Source organism: Cohaesibacter marisflavi (assembly GCF_963665895.2).
Lineage (GTDB): Bacteria > Pseudomonadota > Alphaproteobacteria > Rhizobiales > Cohaesibacteraceae > Cohaesibacter > Cohaesibacter marisflavi.
In genome coordinates, this window is the sequence record NZ_OY762534.1 from 829,207 (window position 1) to 845,371 (window position 16,165).

General features: G+C 53.6%; 13 protein-coding genes. 10 read left to right on the forward strand and 3 right to left on the reverse strand.

Annotated features, from left to right (window positions below):
- The first annotated feature begins 104 nt into the window (after nt 1-104).
- The 8 genes from ACKPCT_RS05000 to lpxB all read left to right on the forward strand — a co-directional run bounded on the left by ACKPCT_RS05000 (nt 105) and on the right by lpxB (nt 9,386).
- Nucleotides 105-1,007 carry an alpha/beta hydrolase fold domain-containing protein gene (locus ACKPCT_RS05000; protein ID WP_319568559.1) on the forward strand — a complete coding sequence of 301 codons (903 nt, stop codon included), beginning with the start codon at nt 105-107 and terminating at the stop codon, nt 1,005-1,007.
- Nucleotides 1,008-1,135: 128 nt separating this feature from the next.
- Nucleotides 1,136-2,284 (forward strand): RIP metalloprotease RseP, encoded by a 1,149-nt coding sequence (gene rseP, locus ACKPCT_RS05005; protein WP_090071551.1) that lies wholly within the window; start codon nt 1,136-1,138, stop codon nt 2,282-2,284.
- 219 nt (nt 2,285-2,503) lie between these two features.
- On the forward strand, nt 2,504-4,825 hold the full coding sequence (gene bamA / locus ACKPCT_RS05010) for an outer membrane protein assembly factor BamA (RefSeq protein ID WP_319568560.1): 2,322 nt from the start codon (nt 2,504-2,506) through the stop codon (nt 4,823-4,825).
- A 66-nt stretch (nt 4,826-4,891) separates the two neighbouring features.
- Complete coding sequence (gene lpxD / locus ACKPCT_RS05015; protein WP_090072161.1) at nt 4,892-5,932, forward strand: UDP-3-O-(3-hydroxymyristoyl)glucosamine N-acyltransferase; 1,041 nt, start codon at nt 4,892-4,894, stop codon at nt 5,930-5,932.
- Nucleotides 5,933-6,054: 122 nt separating this feature from the next.
- Nucleotides 6,055-6,522 (forward strand): 3-hydroxyacyl-ACP dehydratase FabZ, encoded by a 468-nt coding sequence (gene fabZ / locus ACKPCT_RS05020; protein ID WP_090071549.1) that lies wholly within the window; start codon nt 6,055-6,057, stop codon nt 6,520-6,522.
- Nucleotides 6,522-7,319 carry an acyl-ACP--UDP-N-acetylglucosamine O-acyltransferase gene (gene lpxA, locus ACKPCT_RS05025; RefSeq protein ID WP_319568561.1) on the forward strand — a complete coding sequence of 266 codons (798 nt, stop codon included), beginning with the start codon at nt 6,522-6,524 and terminating at the stop codon, nt 7,317-7,319. Before fabZ ends, lpxA begins: the two co-directional genes overlap by 1 nt.
- A 3-nt stretch (nt 7,320-7,322) precedes the next feature.
- Nucleotides 7,323-8,192 carry an LpxI family protein gene (locus ACKPCT_RS05030; RefSeq protein WP_319568562.1) on the forward strand — a complete coding sequence of 290 codons (870 nt, stop codon included), beginning with the start codon at nt 7,323-7,325 and terminating at the stop codon, nt 8,190-8,192.
- Nucleotides 8,193-8,234: 42 nt separating this feature from the next.
- Nucleotides 8,235-9,386: a lipid-A-disaccharide synthase gene (lpxB, locus tag ACKPCT_RS05035; protein WP_319568563.1), complete on the forward strand. Its 1,152-nt coding sequence runs from the start codon at nt 8,235-8,237 to the stop codon at nt 9,384-9,386.
- A 97-nt stretch (nt 9,387-9,483) separates the two neighbouring features.
- On the opposite strand, the gene gltA is transcribed toward lpxB, so the two are convergent.
- The gene (gltA, locus tag ACKPCT_RS05040) at nt 9,484-10,773 is read right to left on the reverse strand and encodes a citrate synthase (RefSeq protein ID WP_090071541.1); all 1,290 of its coding nucleotides are present in this window, start codon (nt 10,771-10,773) and stop codon (nt 9,484-9,486) included.
- 416 nt (nt 10,774-11,189) lie between these two features.
- Nucleotides 11,190-12,611: a glutamate--tRNA ligase gene (gene gltX, locus ACKPCT_RS05045; RefSeq protein WP_090071539.1), complete on the reverse strand. Its 1,422-nt coding sequence runs from the start codon at nt 12,609-12,611 to the stop codon at nt 11,190-11,192.
- Nucleotides 12,612-12,819: 208 nt separating this feature from the next.
- Between gltX and ACKPCT_RS05050 the strand changes: the two genes are divergently transcribed.
- Complete coding sequence (locus ACKPCT_RS05050; RefSeq protein ID WP_319568564.1) at nt 12,820-13,458, forward strand: hypothetical protein; 639 nt, start codon at nt 12,820-12,822, stop codon at nt 13,456-13,458.
- On the forward strand, nt 13,443-15,236 hold the full coding sequence (locus ACKPCT_RS05055) for a ComEC/Rec2 family competence protein (RefSeq protein WP_319568565.1): 1,794 nt from the start codon (nt 13,443-13,445) through the stop codon (nt 15,234-15,236). Before ACKPCT_RS05050 ends, ACKPCT_RS05055 begins: the two co-directional genes overlap by 16 nt.
- 90 nt (nt 15,237-15,326) lie before the next feature.
- Here the strand turns inward: ACKPCT_RS05055 and lexA are convergent, their stop codons facing one another.
- Nucleotides 15,327-16,040 carry a transcriptional repressor LexA gene (gene lexA / locus ACKPCT_RS05060; protein ID WP_319568566.1) on the reverse strand — a complete coding sequence of 238 codons (714 nt, stop codon included), beginning with the start codon at nt 16,038-16,040 and terminating at the stop codon, nt 15,327-15,329.
- Nucleotides 16,041-16,165 lie beyond the last annotated feature (125 nt).

Here is a 16,165-nt window from a genome sequence, read left to right on the forward strand (position 1 = left end):
CTGGCCATGGGCGAGCGCAGGTTTTAACCTCAGGGCAAAGCTAATTTGAAACGGATTATTGCGTGTCTTCCTTAAGGGGAGATGCGAGAGACGGAGTCATTGTGATGGTTGGTAAACCCGATAAAGCCTTGCTGGATTATGTTGCGCGCTTTTCCTATTACCCTGATCCGGACGCCAATGAGCCTCTGGATGTGTCGCGCGAGAAATATACCGATGCGCGTCGATCGCTCGTCGGGCGTCATGATGATAAAATCACGATTGTTGATATGGATTTCGGCAGACGATTCACTCCCGAAATAATCAAGGCCGGGCCGCGCAAACTGATCCTTTATATTCATGGTGGCGGGTGGCGCAATTGCAATGTCATTACCCATGCAAGCGCCATGGCTGATCTTGCCGTTCTGTCTGAGCGTGAGGTGTTTGGTCTCAGCTATCCTTTGGCACCAGAGCATACCCATCCCGCTGCAATTGATGCGGTATGCGCAAAGATCGAAAAAATTGCCGCTGAGGAGAATTGTGAGATTGCATTGGCCGGGGATAGTGCCGGGGCCAATCTGGCGCTCGCTGCTGCGCTGCGCTTGCGCGATGCAAAGAAGCCCGTGCGTATTTTCGCGTTGCTTCTTTATTATGGCTGCTATCGCCGCCTGTATGATACGCGGTCGCACAAAGCCTATGGGGATGGAAGCAACGGGCTTGCCACTGCATGGATGAGGGCCTTGTGGAACTTCTATCTGCCCAACGATGCCGACCCTACCTATGCGGACCTGACGGATGCTGAAATGCATGATTTGCCACCGGTCTATTTGTGCGAGGCGGAATGCGATTGTCTGGCGGACGACAGCCGTTGGCTGGCGGGCAAGTTGATGGAAGCGGGCGTGAAGCACTATTATGATGTCTATAAAAGCGTCGTGCACGGTTTCATTCACTACAGCAAATATTATGACCCCAGTTATAAGGCGCTGAAGTCAGCCGGGCGTTTTCTTGCAATGTTGGATGACCAAGCGTAGCTGCTTTCTGTCTTAATGTTGAGAGGCAGGTCCAGCAGGGCCTGTTGATCTCTCCATATTTTCACCCTATTTAAGCCTTCTTTAGAGGATCACCGCTACGCTAGCGCCCAGGAAATGTGGAGACTTTAATGGAAATCCTTCAGAGCATCTTTTCAGCCGGTACAGGCCTGCTCGGTTATGTCATTCCTGCGCTTTTTGTGCTCATGATTGTCGTGTTCTTTCATGAGCTTGGCCATTTTATGGTAGCTCGCTGGTGTGGCGTAACCATTAGCGAATTCTCCATTGGCTTCGGCAAAGAGCTGTTTGGGTTCTATGACAAGCATGGTACCCGCTGGAAGATTTCGGCGATTCCCTTAGGGGGATTCGTTAAGTTTCTTGGCGACGAAAATGCGGCAAGCGTGCCGGATCAAGAGGCCATGGAAAGCCAAGGCGAGGATGACAGGGAAGGGTCTCTGCATTCGAAATCTCTTTGGGCACGGGCAGCCATCGTGGCGGCTGGACCTTTTGCCAACTTCCTGCTCTCTATCGTCATCTTTGGTATGCTGCTGTTTTTCTATGGCAAGGCGATTACGCCGGCGCGGGTCGATTCCGTCGTGCCTCAAAGTGCTGCCGCAGAAGCCGGGTTCGAAGTCGGTGACATTATGCTGTCTATCGACGGGCATGAAATCAAGTCATTCTCAGATGTTCAGGGCATCGTAGCTCTCAGCTCTGGTGATGCTCTCAATATCCTGGTGGACCGTAACGGCGAGGAAATCTCGTTGATGACGACCCCTCGCCGTACCGAAATTACTGATCAGTTTGGTAACAAGCAGAAAATCGGCGTTCTGGGCATTCGACACGAAGCGCGTCCTGAGGATGTTATCCGCAAAAGCTATGGTCCGCTGCAAGCTGCCTGGGGCGGTGTAACTGAAACCTATTCAATCATTGATCGTACGCTTGGCTATGTCGGGCGAATCTTTGTGGGCAAGGAGGATGCTGACCAGTTGGGTGGTCCGATCCGCGTTGCTCAAGTTTCCGGACAGGTGGCGACCTTGGGAATCGTTGCTCTGTTCAATCTCGCTGCGATCCTTTCGGTCAGTATCGGATTACTCAATTTGTTCCCTATCCCAATGCTGGACGGGGGGCATCTTGTGTTCTATGCGCTGGAAGGCATTCGGGGCAAACCATTGTCGCCAAAAAGTCAGGAACTGGGGTTCCGGATCGGCTTGGCGTTGGTCTTCTCATTGATGATATTTGCCACCTTTAACGATATCACACATATTTTCCTGTCAAATTAGGGATGTAGATAAATTTCCTCGGGGAAAATAATTATAGTGATTTTCGCAGAAATTTGTGGCTTATGGGCAACTGAATGTTATCTTTGTTGAAGTTAGATGTGTTCGGGGGTTGATCCTTATGCGATTCAAGGTAAAACCTTCTTAGGCATAAAGATTCCATTTCAAGGGCAGTTTGTGCCCAAATCGAATTTGATGATTTAGAAAAGAGTGTTGGGGCTGATGAAGAAAATTAAGACCATCGCATGGAAAGCGGCACTAGCAACCGTTATGTGTGCGGGAGCGCAGCTCGGTCCTGTAGATATTTTTGCAATCAGTCCGGCCTTTGCACAAACGGTCAGTCAAGTCGTTGTAAGAGGCAATGCGCGCGTATCGGATGATACCATCCGGTCTTACGTTGTGCTAAAGCCGGGGCAACGATCCAGCGCCTATGATATCGATGAGTCTCTCAAAGCTCTCTATCAGACGGGGCTCTTCAAGGATGTCGATATCCGCATGAGTGGTTCTTCACTCATTGTCGACGTTCAGGAAAACGCGGTGATCAACCGCATTTCCTTTGAGGGCAACAAGCGCGTCAAGGACAATCAGCTTGAAACCGTCGTGACCTCAAAGAGCCGCGGCATTCTTAGCGAAAACCGTATCCAGACAGACGTTCAGCGTATTCTGGAAGCCTATCGTCGTGCAGGCCGCTTCGGCGCTCGTGTTGAGCCAAAGGTTATCGACTTGGGCCGTAATCGCGCAGACCTCGTTTTTGAGATTACGGAAGGCGCTAAAACCTCTGTTGCCAAGGTTTCCATTCTTGGCAACAAGGCGTTCGGCGATTCCCGTCTTCAGAACGTTCTGACGACAAAAGAATCTGGCTGGCTCAGCTGGTTGCTTACGGATGATGTTTATGATGCTGACCGTTTGGCTGCTGATGAAGAGCGCCTGCGTCAGTTCTACCTCAACCATGGATATGCTGACTTCCGCGTTGTTTCCTCGGTTGCCGATCTGGACCGTGAACGGAACAAGTTCTTTGTGACCATCACCGTCGACGAAGGCGAACAGTATCGCATTGGTGACGTTGAAGTGGATAGCGCTGTTCCTGAAGTGGATGGTGAAGCGCTGCGCAGTCAGGTGCACACTGGTTCTGGCGATGTTTACAGTGTAGACGCTGTCTCCAAGTCTCTTGAAGACATGACCATTGAGATTTCCAAGTCCGGTTATGCGTTCGCTCGCGTGACACCGCGCGCTGACCGTGACTATGAGAACAAGGTCATCAATCTTGTTTATCAGGTGGATGAGGGTAACCGTGCCTATGTGGAACGGATCAATATCCGCGGTAACACCCGTACGCGCGATTATGTCATTCGTCGTGAATTCGATATGGCTGAAGGCGATGCCTTCAACCGCGTGCTGCTTGACCGTGCGAAGCGTCGTCTTGATGCGCTTGGCTTCTTCGAAAAAGTTGCTGTTACCACAGCGCCGGGTACATCCGCTGACCGTGTGGTTCTGAATGTTGATGTGGTCGAAAAGGGCACGGGCGCAGTTACCTTGGGTGGCGGCTATTCCACCAGCGATGGTTTTATTGCTGACGTTTCGGTTTCTGAAAAGAACTTCATGGGCCGTGGACAGTATCTGAAAGTGTCTGCTTCTGGCGGTGCCTCCAAGCAGTCCTACACCTTGTCCTTCACCGAGCCATATTTCTTGGGTCGTCGGTTGGCTGCAGGCTTTGACCTGTTCCATTCAACCTATGAAGACAATGACTATCGCGATTATGACTATAAGCGCGACGGTGGGACCATCCGGTTTGGCTTGCCGATCACGGAAGAGATCTCCTTCAATCCGTACTATACGTTGGAGCAGAAGGAAATTTCGAACTACGATTCCTATAACCTGCCAACAGCTTCTCCGGGTATCAAACAGGCTCAGGATGAAGGCGCGACCATCAAGTCTGCTCTTGGTTATAGCTTGGTCTACAATTCGCTCGACAGCATGACTGCTCCTACTAGCGGTATTTATGGTAAGTTCAGTCAGGAATTTGCTGGTGTTGGCGGTGATGTTCGCTTCATCAAGTCGACCGTTGATGCGCGTTACTATCATGAGCTGTATCCTGCATGGAGCCTTGTTGGCATGTTGCGCGTTGGCGCAGGTCACATTCAGGGCTTCGGTGGCGACGATGTTCGTCTGCTTGATGCCTTTAGTCAGGGTGGCGACACGATCCGTGGCTTTGCTTCCTACGGCTTTGGTCCTCGTGATGTGAACTCTGGTGAAGGCTTGGGTGGTAAGACCTACTTCAACGCAACTGCTGAAATGCAGTTCCCGCTGCCTTACTTGGATAGCGTTGGGCTGAGTGGTGCGGTCTTTGCTGATGCTGGTACGCTGTTTGGTTCAGATGCTGCTGGTGCCATCTATGATGAGCGCAGCATCCGGTCTTCCGTCGGCGCTGGTGTTATTTGGGCGAGCCCGTTCGGCAGACTGCGTCTTGACTATGGCTACGCTCTGACCAAAGAAGATTATGATGAAACGCAGGTTATTCGCTTCGGCGCTGCGTCTTCCTTCTAAGACTGACTAGAAACACAGTACAAAGCCGCTGCTCTTATGGGCGGCGGCTTTTTTTTGAAAGCTATCATGACCGACGCTGCTTTTTTTTCTAAAATTGAAACCCTTTCCCTTAAAGCAATCGCTGAGCTGATTGGGGCTGAATTGCCTGATGACGCAGATGGCGCTATGCAAATCAGCGATGTTGCTCCGATTGACACCGCAGCAAAGGGGCACGTTACCTTTCTTGACAATCCCAAATATGTTGGGCAGTTGGAAAAGACGACGGCAAGTGCTGTGATTTGCGCCAAGCGTTATCACGAGCGAGTGCCTGACGGGGTTGTTGTGCTGGAATCGAAAAACCCATACAGGGCCTTCTCGGAAGTCTCAGCCGCTTTCTATCCGGAAGCCGCAGTGCCTATGGCTTATTTCGAGACCGATGGGGGTATTTCCCAAGCAGCCTATATTCACCCTTCCGCGAAGGTTGAGCCGGGCGTTTGTATCGAGCCGGGTGTCAGTGTTGGTGCCAATGCCGAAATCGGGGCGGGTACCACAATCGGAGCCGGGGCTGTTGTTGGGCAGGGCGTGCGTGTTGGCCGCAACTGTCATATTGGCGCGAATTGTGTTCTGCAACATACACTTATCGGCGACAGTGTGATCCTTCATCCCGGTGTTTGCAGTGGTCAGGATGGCTTTGGTTTTTCCATGAGTGCAACCGGCCATCAAAAGGTCCCTCAGATCGGGCGTGTCATCATTCAGGATCGCGTCGAGATTGGTGCCAATAGCACCATCGATCGGGGCGCAAACCGCGACACCATTATCGGCGAAGGCACAAAGATCGACAATCAAGTCCAGATTGGGCACAATGTTGAAGTTGGTCGCCATTGTGTGCTTGTTTCCCAGGTTGGGCTGTCTGGGTCTTCCAAGCTTGAAGATTTCGTTGCCATTGGTGGACAAACCGGTGTTGCTGGCCATATTACCATTGGTATGGGCGCGCAAATTGCCGCTGTCAGTGTGGTCAAGGATGACGTGCCAGCTGGTGGTCGCTATGGTGGCGTACCAGCAAAACCAGTAAAACAATGGTTCCGCGAGATGACAGCGCTGAGCCGCCTAGCTGAGAAAAACAAATAGCCATACGGTTACAAAGCGGGCCGATCCTTTTCCTTGTTGGGTAAAACAGAGGGATCAGAGCTCATGCCGAGGTCTTTCATCTTGGGCAGAAGGTCTCGCAAGGTGTTGAAGGGAAATGAACTATGAGTGAAAAACAGACCCTTGATAGTGCAGATATCATGCGTGTTCTGGAGCTGCTGCCGCATCGCTATCCATTCTTGATGATTGATCGCATCATCGACATGGATGGGGACGACAGCTGCGTTGGCGTGAAGAATGTTACCATCAACGAGCCGCATTTTCAGGGACATTTTCCTGTTCAGCCGGTTATGCCGGGCGTTTTGATTATCGAAGCGATGGCCCAGACGGCCGGTGCGCTTTGTGTCAATAGTCGCAAGGATCTGGGGTCTCCGAGCCTCGTTTATTTCATGACCATTGAAAAGGCCAAGTTCCGCAAGCCGGTTGTGCCCGGAGACGTCCTGCATATTCACGTCCAAAAGGTCAAGAACCGCGCCAACATCTGGAAATTTGCTTGTATTGCCAAGGTAGATGACGCAAAAGTCGCCGAAGCTGAAGTGAGTGCGATGTTGATCGGAGAAGAACAGAAATAATGGCGAATATTCATCCAACCGCAATTGTTGCCGATGGTGCGCAACTCGCCGATGATATCGAAATCGGCCCCTATAGCGTTATCGGTGCAAATGTTGTCATTGGTGAAGGTGGCAAGGTGCATTCTCACGTAGTGGTCGAGGGAAATACAAAAATCGGCAAAAATGTCGAGATTTTCCCCTTTGCTTCGGTTGGTACCATTCCTCAGGATTTGAAGTTCGAAGGTGAGAATGTTGGCTGTGAGATTGGCGATAATGTCAATATTCGTGAATATGTCACCATCAATCCGGGCACGCAGGGTGGCGGTGGTCTGACCAGGGTTGGCAATAATTGTCACCTAATGGTTGGCGCACATGTCGCTCATGACTGCATGATCGGCAATGATGTTATTTTGGTGAATCACGCGACCATCGCCGGTCACTGTGAGATTGGTGATCATGCGATTGTTGCCGGGCTTTCGGCGGTGATCCAGTTTGCCCGCGTTGGCGAGCACGCCTTTGTGGGCGGCATGTCTGGTGTCGAGAATGATGTCATTCCGTTTGGCTCCGTTATTGGCAACCGCGCCCATTTGGGAGGCTTGAATATCGTTGGCCTGAAGCGTCGTGGTTTCTCTCGTGAGACCATTCATAATCTGCGTCATGCCTATCAGATGCTGTTCGATGCAGAAGGCACGCTGAGCGAGCGCGTTGACAAGGTAGCGGCTGCCTTTGCTGACGATGAAAATGTCATGAAGATCGTCGACTTCATTCGCAAGGGGACCAAGAAGTCTCTTTGCACGCCGCGCAGCAACAAGGATTGATCGATGGTGTCTTGCGGTGATGGGCCGGTGGGCATCATCGCCGGCGGACAGGATCTTCCTTTTGAAGTCATCAATGCGCTACAGGCTTCCGGACGTCCCTATTTCATATTCGGTATCGTCGGCGAAGCCGATGCGCGCATTGAGAGCCACCCCCACCACTGGATCAAGTGGGGCGAGATCGGCTTGCTTTTCAAGCTAATAGAACAGAATGCCCTATCGGAGCTGCTGTGCATCGGGTCTATCCGGTCACGTCCGGATTTCAGCAATATCCGGCTCGATTTGGGAGCGATGAAAGCTCTACCTGCGATTTTGCGTATCATGGCTGCTGGGGGCGACGAAGGCGTTTTGCAAGGGGTCGCCGGCTTCTTCGAAAAGCGTGGAGTGCGGCTGGTATCTGTGCCTGAGGTGGCGCCCGGGCTTGTTGTCGGGCCGGATCTCAGCGTCGGAAATAAGGCAGCCGAGGCCAATGAGAGCGACATAGCCCTTGCTGCGCGGGCTGCGGGCCTCATCGGCGCTCTGGATGCCGGGCAGGGGGTTGTCGTTGCCGCCGGGCGCATTCTGGCGATGGAAGGACCGGAAGGCACCGACCAGATGCTTGCTCGCGTCTTGCAGATCCGGCAAGAAAAACGCGCGCGCTGGAATGAGGGCAAGCAAGGGGTGTTGCTCAAGCGGGCTCGGCCAGGGCAGGACCTGCGTTTTGACATGCCCACAGTAGGCCCACGAACCATAGAGAATGCCCACAAGGCAGGATTGGCCGGTATCGTCTGTGCTGAAGGGGAAGTGCTTTGTGCCAATCGGGCTCAGAGTCTTGAAATGGCGCGCGCTGCAGGGCTCTTTCTCGTATCTCGCAAGCTTGAAGATTTTTCTCTTTGATCATTTGATTGTCGGCATCAAACGGCTCCCGGGGAGTGCGCCATGAGTAAAGAAGTTCCTCTGATCTATATCGTGATTGGCGAAGAATCTGGTGACCAGCTCGGGGCGCGAGCCATGAGAGCGATCAAACAGGCTTGTGGCGGCCATGTGCGCTTTGCTGGGCTGGCGGGGGGGCGGATGCAGGCCGAAGGGCTTTCGTCTCTCTTTCCCCTCTCAGAGATCGCTGTAATGGGGATTATTAACATCATCAGGCAATATCCGTCTCTTTATCGCAGAGGGATGGAAGTGGTCGAGGATGTGCTCGCCAAAGATCCGGATCTGCTGCTCATCATCGATAGTCCTGAATTCACGCATGCGGTGGCCAAACGGGTGCGCAAGCGGAAGCCTGAGCTGCCCATTATCGATTATGTGTCGCCCAGCGTGTGGGCCTGGCGTCCGGGTCGGGCGCGTAAAATGGCACGCTATGTGGATCATGTGCTGGCGCTGCTGCCGTTCGAGGTAGAGGCGCATAAGCGCCTGCAGGGGCCGCCTTGCACCTATGTGGGCCATCCTCTTATCGAGCGTCTTGATGTTCTGCGCCCAGCTGCGGGTGAGCGCGGAGGGCTTGGTGCTCCGGTGCTTCTCGTTCTTCCGGGCTCACGGCGTAGCGAAGTTTCCCGCTTGCTCGTCGAACTTGGCGGTGTTGTCAAACTGGCCAAGGAGCGTCACCCGAATTTGCGTGTCATTCTGCCTGCCGTTGCCCATCTCAAAGAGCTGATCGATGAAGGACTGAAGGATTGGCCGGTCAAGCCAGAGGTCGTGTTGGGAGAAGAAGCCAAATTTGCAGCTTTCCGGCAGGCCCATGCAGCGCTGGCTGCTTCGGGTACGGTGACGCTGGAGCTAGGCCTTTCGGGCATTCCGATGATTGTTGCTTACAAGGTGGATTGGATTGTGCGGCAGTTCAAATGGCTGCTGACGGCCCACTCCATCGTTCTGACCAATCTGGTGCTCGGGCACAATGCCATTCCGGAATTTCTCGATGATGAGGCGAATGCGCAAAATTTGGCTCATCATTTGCTGCCCTTGCTTGAGGCCAGTCCGGAGCGGGCAGCGCAAGAAGCGGCCTTGAGCGAATTGGATGAAAACATGACGCTGCCTGATGAAACCCCGAGCGAGCGTGTGGCGCGCATTGTGCTTGGGGCCTTGCCGAAATGACAGTGTGTTTTCCAAAGCTGCGCCAGAACAAAGTGATATGAAAAAGGCTCCCATGCGGGAGCCTTTCTTGTAAGCGAGCCAAGTATCAGGCGCGATCTTAGCGATCTTCCATTTCAACATAATCGCGCATAGGGGCGCCGTTGAACAGCTGACGTGGGCGACCGATACGCTGGGACGGATCTTCCACCATCTCTTTCCACTGAGCAATCCAGCCAACGCTACGAGCCAGCGCGAAGAGCACAGTGAACATTTCGGCCGGGAAGCCGAGTGCACGCAGGGTGATGCCAGAATAGAAGTCGATGTTTGGATAGAGCTTCTTCTCGATGAAATACTCATCGTTCAGAGCAATCTTTTCCAGCTCCATTGCGACCTGAAGGGTTGGATCGTCGCCATGGCCGAGCTCGTTGAGCACCTCATGACAGGTCTGCTGCATGATGCGCGCACGCGGGTCATAGTTTTTGTAGACGCGGTGGCCGAAGCCCATCAGGCGGAACGGATCATCCTTGTCTTTTGCTCTGGCGACATATTCAGCCACACGATCGACGGTGCCGATTTCATGCAACATGTTGAGAGCCGCTTCGTTGGCGCCACCATGAGCAGGACCCCAGAGGCAAGCGATGCCGGCAGCAATACAGCCGAACGGGTTTGCCCCAGAAGAACCGGCAAGACGCACGGTGGAGGTCGATGCGTTCTGTTCATGGTCCGCATGCAGGATGAAGATGCGATCCATGGCACGTGCCAGGACTGGGTTCACTTCATATGGCTCGGCAGGAACCGAGAAGCACATATGCAGAAAGTTCGCCGCATAGTCGAGGTCGTTGCGTGGATACACAAATGGCTGACCGATGGAATATTTGTAAGCCATAGCAGCCATCGTCGGCATCTTCGCGATCATGCGCAGAGACGCAACCATGCGCTGATGTGGATCGGCGATGTCGGTAGAGTCATGATAGAAGGCAGACAGACCACCAACGATACCCACCATGACAGCCATTGGATGGGAGTCGCGGCGATAGCCGGTGTAGAATTTGCTCATCTGCTCGTGAACCATCGTGTGGCGGGTCACGCGCGTGTCAAAATCCTGTTTTTCTTCAGGAGTAGGCAGGTGTCCATAAAGCAGCAGATAGCATGTTTCCAGAAAGTCTCCATGCTCAGCCAACTGTTCGATCGGGTAGCCACGATACAGCAGCACACCTTTTTCGCCGTCGATATAAGTGATTTCTGACTCACAAGATGCAGTGGAGGTGAAGCCAGGGTCGTAGGTGAACATTCCGGTTTCTTTATAGAGGGACCCGATGTCGATGACGTCAGGCCCGATAGACCCGCTACGCACGGGAAACTCCCAGGTCTGGTCGCCGACAGTCAAAGTTGCTTTTTTATCACTCATTCGGATACTCCCAAATTTTGAAAACGATTTGCTGTTGTTCACGGAGCTTGAGCTTTATGCGTGGGCGCACAAAACCTTCCCTGACAACATAGGAATTGCGCTTTCGGTATCTGATTTTTTGCATTGTCGCAAGCAGTCTTAGGACTGAATATAGGGGCGCGATGGTAAAATATATAGGATTTTCAGTGCCTTATCCTACAAAAGTATGAGCGCTTCAGTCTAAAAACATTCATATTGCGCGAAACAATTATCGCGATAAGACTATGCTTATTCTACCGGAGCTTGGCAAGGGTAGAATCATGTTTATGTTTGTTGCGCAATCGCGCGAAAATCTTGTCAATTATATTCAAGATACGTAAAAAGCCGGTCGTAAGACCGGCTTTCTCATTATTTTCCCCAGAGCCTGTGTAAAAACCCTATTGGGTCTGATCCTTAAGGCGGGCGATTGATTCATCTTTGCCCAAAATGATCAAAACGTCGAAAATACCCGGCGATGTGGCGCGGCCTGTCATGGCAGCCCGAAGGGGTTGCGCAACTTTGCCAAGCTTGAGGTCTTTCTCTTCAGCAAAGGCCCTGATGAGTGCGTCTGTGCTTTCCAGGGTCCATTCTTCCAGCCCTTCAAGGCGTGGGAGCAGCTCGGACAGCATGGCGCGGGTTTCATCGGTCAGATGCTTGGCTGCCTTGTCTTCCATCGCCAGCGGGCGTGTATCAAACAGGAAGGCCAAGCCAGCCTTTAGGTCGAGCAAGGTTTTGGCGCGTTCCTTCACGCTTGGCATTGCTAGCATGATCTGTGCCTTCTTGGGCTCGTCGATCAGATCCAACATGGACTGGCCATCTTCAAGATGTGGAAGCAGCGTAACAAGCTGGCTATACAGGTCATCGTCATCGGCATGACGCATGTGCACGCCGTTGAGATTTTCCAGCTTCTTGAAGTCGAAGCGGGCGGCTGCCTTGTTCATGCCGTCAAAGCCGAACCATTCGATCATCTGATCGGTGGTCATAACTTCGTCGTCGCCATGGGCCCAGCCGAGGCGAACGAGATAGTTGCGCATGGCGACCGGCAGATAGCCCATATCGCGATAGGCCTCTACGCCGAGGGCGCCGTGGCGTTTGGAAAGCTTGGCGCCATCCGGACCATGGATCAGAGGAATATGCGCCATGGTTGGAACATCCCAGCCCATGGCCTGATAGACGAGTGTCTGGCGGGCAGCGTTGGTCAGATGGTCATCGCCGCGCATGATGTGCGTTACGCCCATGTCATGGTCGTCTACGACCACAGCAAGGTTGTAGGTCGGGTTGCCATCAGAACGCATGATGATCATGTCATCCAGATCTTTGTTGGGGAATGTGACCGTGCCCTGAACCTGATCTTCAATAACGGTGGAGCCTTCCTGCGGGGCTTTCAGGCGAATGGCAGGTTTGACGCCTTCCGGGGCTTCGGACGGATCACGATCACGCCAGGTGCCATCATAGCGTGGTGGGCGCTTTTCCGCGCGGGCCTTTTCGCGCATCTCCGTCAACTCTTCCGGCGAACAATAGCAACGATAGGCTTGGCCAGCTGCCAGAAGCTGCTCGACCACTTCACGGTGACGTTCAACGCGCGAATATTGCGAGATCGGGTCGCCATCATAAGACAGCCCCATCCACTCCATTCCGGCGATAATGGCATCGATGGCAGCGTCGGTGGAACGCTCGCGGTCCGTATCTTCGATGCGGAGCAGCATTTTGCCGCCATTGGCTTTGGCATAGAGCCAGTTGAAGAGAGCGGTGCGCGCCCCGCCGATATGGAGAAAACCTGTCGGGGAGGGGGCAAAGCGCGTTACAACCTGTGAACACATAATGCTATCAGTAACCTGTTATTCGGGATATAGTGCACCGGAAGTTGAGGCGGGTTGTGCCTACGGATCCCATTCTGGGGTCCGCAACGCGCTCCGCTTCAGGAACCGGCGATTGAAGTTGTCAAGGATCTAACACAGCTTGCGCCCAAGGCGAAAGACCTCATGACCGTCTGACGGTCGAAAAAGAGGTGCATAAGGACCAAATGTGATGGAAAGGGCGTCCCATCCTGCTGATAGCACAGACCGGAGCAACGCTCCGGCCATGCCAGAGGTCCATTCCGACGTCTATGACTGGCAGGGACTCGCCAACAATCCGGGCCTTGGCAAGCGCTTCAAATTCTGGCTGGAAGCCCTTTGGCAGGGGATTGAGCGGAACTGGCAGGAGGATTGCTCAGACCAGAATGCCCGGTTCCTCTGGGTCGCCGTCTTCATGGGGTTTGGTGCCGCCCTCTATTATGTTCTGCCTGATGAACCCAGTTTCTGGGGGCTGCTAGCGGCGTCTCTGGCGCTGTGTGGTTGGGTTTATCATCGCGCGGCCAAAGGACGGGTGGTTTTTCCGCTCTTGTTGGTGACGGCAATTGTGGTTGGTGTGTGCGCCGCCAGTGAACATGGGCATTTTTCAACGAGCCCCGTGTTGGCTCATAACTTTTCCAGTCCGGTTGTCGGTCGCCTTGTCCGCGTTGAGCAGAGGGGAACAGCCAAAAGGCCGCAGGAGCGCTGGACCATCGCTGTTGAAACCATAGAGAAACTCAGACCTGAGCGCACCCCGAAAAGGCTTTTTCTCATTCGGCGCGGGGCGAGGAGCAATTTCGCGTTGGGACAAGGCTCAGAATGTGGGCTCACCTGACACCCTTGCTGCAGCCCGTTTATCCGGGGAGCTTCGATTATGGACGTTATCTCTGGTCGCGATCTATCGGTGGTCAGGGCTATTTGAGCAATAGTATTGAGCGTCTGCCGGAAAAGACGAAGTCGGGCTGGCAAGGGCTGGTGCATGATGTGCGCGACAGTATCGAACGGACCAGACAGGCTGTGGCTCGTTATATTCTGCATCGGGTGGATGGAGAGGCTGGGGGACTTGCCGTTGCATTGGCCGTCGGGAAACGCGACTTTCTGTCTGACAATGTGGAGACTGCGCTAAGGCGTAGCGGGTTGGCACATATTCTTGCGATTTCCGGATTGCATATGGCTCTGGTGGCGATGTCCGTCTTCTGGGGTGTGCGCGGGATTCTGGCCTTGTTACCGCAATTGTCCTTGCATTATCCCATCAAGCAATGGGCGGCTGGGATGGCTTTGTTTTGCGCGGCGGCCTATCTGGTTTTCTCCGGCGCATCGGTTGCCACCATCCGCGCCTTCTGCATGACGGCCATTTTTCTGATAGCGATTCTGGCGGGGCGTCCCGCTGTGACCATGCATAACCTAGGGCTCGTTATGGTGCTGCTCATTCTCGTGCAGCCCTATGGCGTTGTTGAAGCCGGTATGCAGATGTCTTTTGCTGCAACGGCGGCCCTTATCGCTTCCTATGACCGCTTGACCCGTCTCCGCTTGCGTAAGAATGGTGCGCTAGCGCCTTCAGAGCATGGGCTTGTCTTTGGCTCGGCTCTTCATGCAGGGCGATGGATCATCGGGATCGGGCTGACATCTTTGATTGCGAGTCTCGCCGTGCTGCCCTTGTCCGTTGCGCATTTCCAGCAGATGGCGCCCTTCGGGCTTGTTACCAACCTTCTTGCGATGCCAGTCATCAGCCTGATCGTGATGCCGATGGGGTTGGTCGCAGTGTTCATGACGCCCTTCGGCTTGCAATCCTGGCCGCTGCAACTGGTCGAGTGGGGCCTTGATTGGGTTATCTCCATGGCGACAATGGTGTCACAGTGGGGGGACGCAGACTATCTTGTTGTCAAAGCCGGAGGGGACTTCCTTCCTTTTGCCCTAGCAGCACTTGCCGTCTATACCATTCATCGCAAATGGCTTTCGTGGCTGGCTATTGTCCCGCTTACTGTTGCTGCCGCTCTGTGGTGGTTTGCGCCGCAGCCTGACATCTGGATAGCGCAGACGGGTACCCGAGTCGCCAGTCGCGATATCGAGGGGCATTGGCAAAGGACTGGGGGGCGCGGGATGACGCTCGACTATCGGTCTGTTCTAAGGGCTGATGGGGATGCGCGTGCTCTGGGGGATGGTGATAGTCAAGACCGAGAGCCGAAAAAAAATCTGCTCTTATCGCAAACAAGCGCATGTGATAGGCAGGCCTGTTTTGTGACGTCTCTGAATACATCCGCGGCAGGGAGGAGCGATTTGTCTCTGGCTATCGTCAACAAAGCGTCGGCTTTTTCTGAGGAATGCGCGCTTAGAGACATCATTGTGTCGCGTTTGCCGGTGCCCCAAAGCTGCAAGGGGCCAACGCTCGTGATCGGAGCCGACAGGTTGTCACAATCCGGTGCGCAGTTTCTGTATCTTCATAAACAGGATGAACAAGGTCTGTTTGCGCGGTTGGCTGAGGACTATTTTGACATTGATGGGTCCGCTGGGGAAGAAAAGACATCAGAGCCGGAGAAAAATCCACACTGGCAGATCGAGGCGATTGCCGCTCTGCCCGTTGGCAAACGCCCATGGATGCCGGAGAGACGCTAAAAGTCGCTTGATGTCCAAGAGAGAATAGATATGAAAAATGCGCCCTTGGGCGCATTAGATGAATTCTCGATGTGTCTGGAAGATCTTGCGTCAATATTGGCGCATCAGTCCGACCAGCTTGCCCTGCACCCGAACCCGATCTGGGCCGAAGATACGTGTTTCATAAGCCGGGTTGGCAGCTTCCAGCGCGATGGAAGCCCCTTTCTTGCGAATGCGTTTCAACGTTGCTTCTTCATCGTCGACCAGTGCGACAACAATATCACCTGAAACAGCGTCATCTGATTTTTTGATGACCACTGTGTCGCCATCCAGAATGCCCGCTTCAATCATCGAGTCGCCACGAACCTCAAGGGCAAAATGCTCGCCACCGCGCAGCATCTCTACCGGCACAGACACGCTGTGGGATTGGTGCTGAATGGCAGAAATGGGAACCCCCGCCGCGATGCGGCCCATGACCGGCACCGACACACCGGAGACTTCTTCTGTCTTTTCCGGCTCGACCGGCTCACTCGGGCGCGATTTGCCAAGACCACCTTCCACCACACTGGGCGAAAAGCCGCGGCTTGGCGTGCTGAGCGTTGGTTTGTGCGCTTCTGGTAGCTTGAGAACTTCCAACGCTCTGGCGCGGTTTGGAAGGCGCCGAATGAAGCCGCGTTCCTCAAGCGCCGTGATCAAGCGGTGAATGCCTGACTTGGAGCGCAAATCCAGAGCGTCTTTCATTTCGTCAAAGGAGGGGGGAACGCCTGATTCCTTGATGCGTTCATGGATGAACATTAGCAGCTCATGCTGTTTGCGTGTTAGCATTTCCCTCTCCAAATTCCGCGATCGCTTTGTTCTCATAAGCGAAACAACAGTGGCACAAATCACGAACAAACTATACATGTTCTTGCTGTGTTCTGCAAGCGTGAAAAAGACCTGATTTGTCAATA

Coding starts and splice junctions, on each gene's coding strand:
- ACKPCT_RS05000 (WP_319568559.1), top strand. CDS start 105: ATGGTTGGTAAACCCGATAAAGCCTTGCTGGATTATGTTGCGCGCTTT.
- rseP (WP_090071551.1), top strand. CDS start 1,136: ATGGAAATCCTTCAGAGCATCTTTTCAGCCGGTACAGGCCTGCTCGGT.
- bamA (WP_319568560.1), top strand. CDS start 2,504: ATGAAGAAAATTAAGACCATCGCATGGAAAGCGGCACTAGCAACCGTT.
- lpxD (WP_090072161.1), top strand. CDS start 4,892: ATGACCGACGCTGCTTTTTTTTCTAAAATTGAAACCCTTTCCCTTAAA.
- fabZ (WP_090071549.1), top strand. CDS start 6,055: ATGAGTGAAAAACAGACCCTTGATAGTGCAGATATCATGCGTGTTCTG.
- lpxA (WP_319568561.1), top strand. CDS start 6,522: ATGGCGAATATTCATCCAACCGCAATTGTTGCCGATGGTGCGCAACTC.
- ACKPCT_RS05030 (WP_319568562.1), top strand. CDS start 7,323: ATGGTGTCTTGCGGTGATGGGCCGGTGGGCATCATCGCCGGCGGACAG.
- lpxB (WP_319568563.1), top strand. CDS start 8,235: ATGAGTAAAGAAGTTCCTCTGATCTATATCGTGATTGGCGAAGAATCT.
- gltA (WP_090071541.1), bottom strand. CDS start 10,773: ATGAGTGATAAAAAAGCAACTTTGACTGTCGGCGACCAGACCTGGGAG.
- gltX (WP_090071539.1), bottom strand. CDS start 12,611: ATGTGTTCACAGGTTGTAACGCGCTTTGCCCCCTCCCCGACAGGTTTT.
- ACKPCT_RS05050 (WP_319568564.1), top strand. CDS start 12,820: ATGGAAAGGGCGTCCCATCCTGCTGATAGCACAGACCGGAGCAACGCT.
- ACKPCT_RS05055 (WP_319568565.1), top strand. CDS start 13,443: ATGTGGGCTCACCTGACACCCTTGCTGCAGCCCGTTTATCCGGGGAGC.
- lexA (WP_319568566.1), bottom strand. CDS start 16,040: ATGCTAACACGCAAACAGCATGAGCTGCTAATGTTCATCCATGAACGC.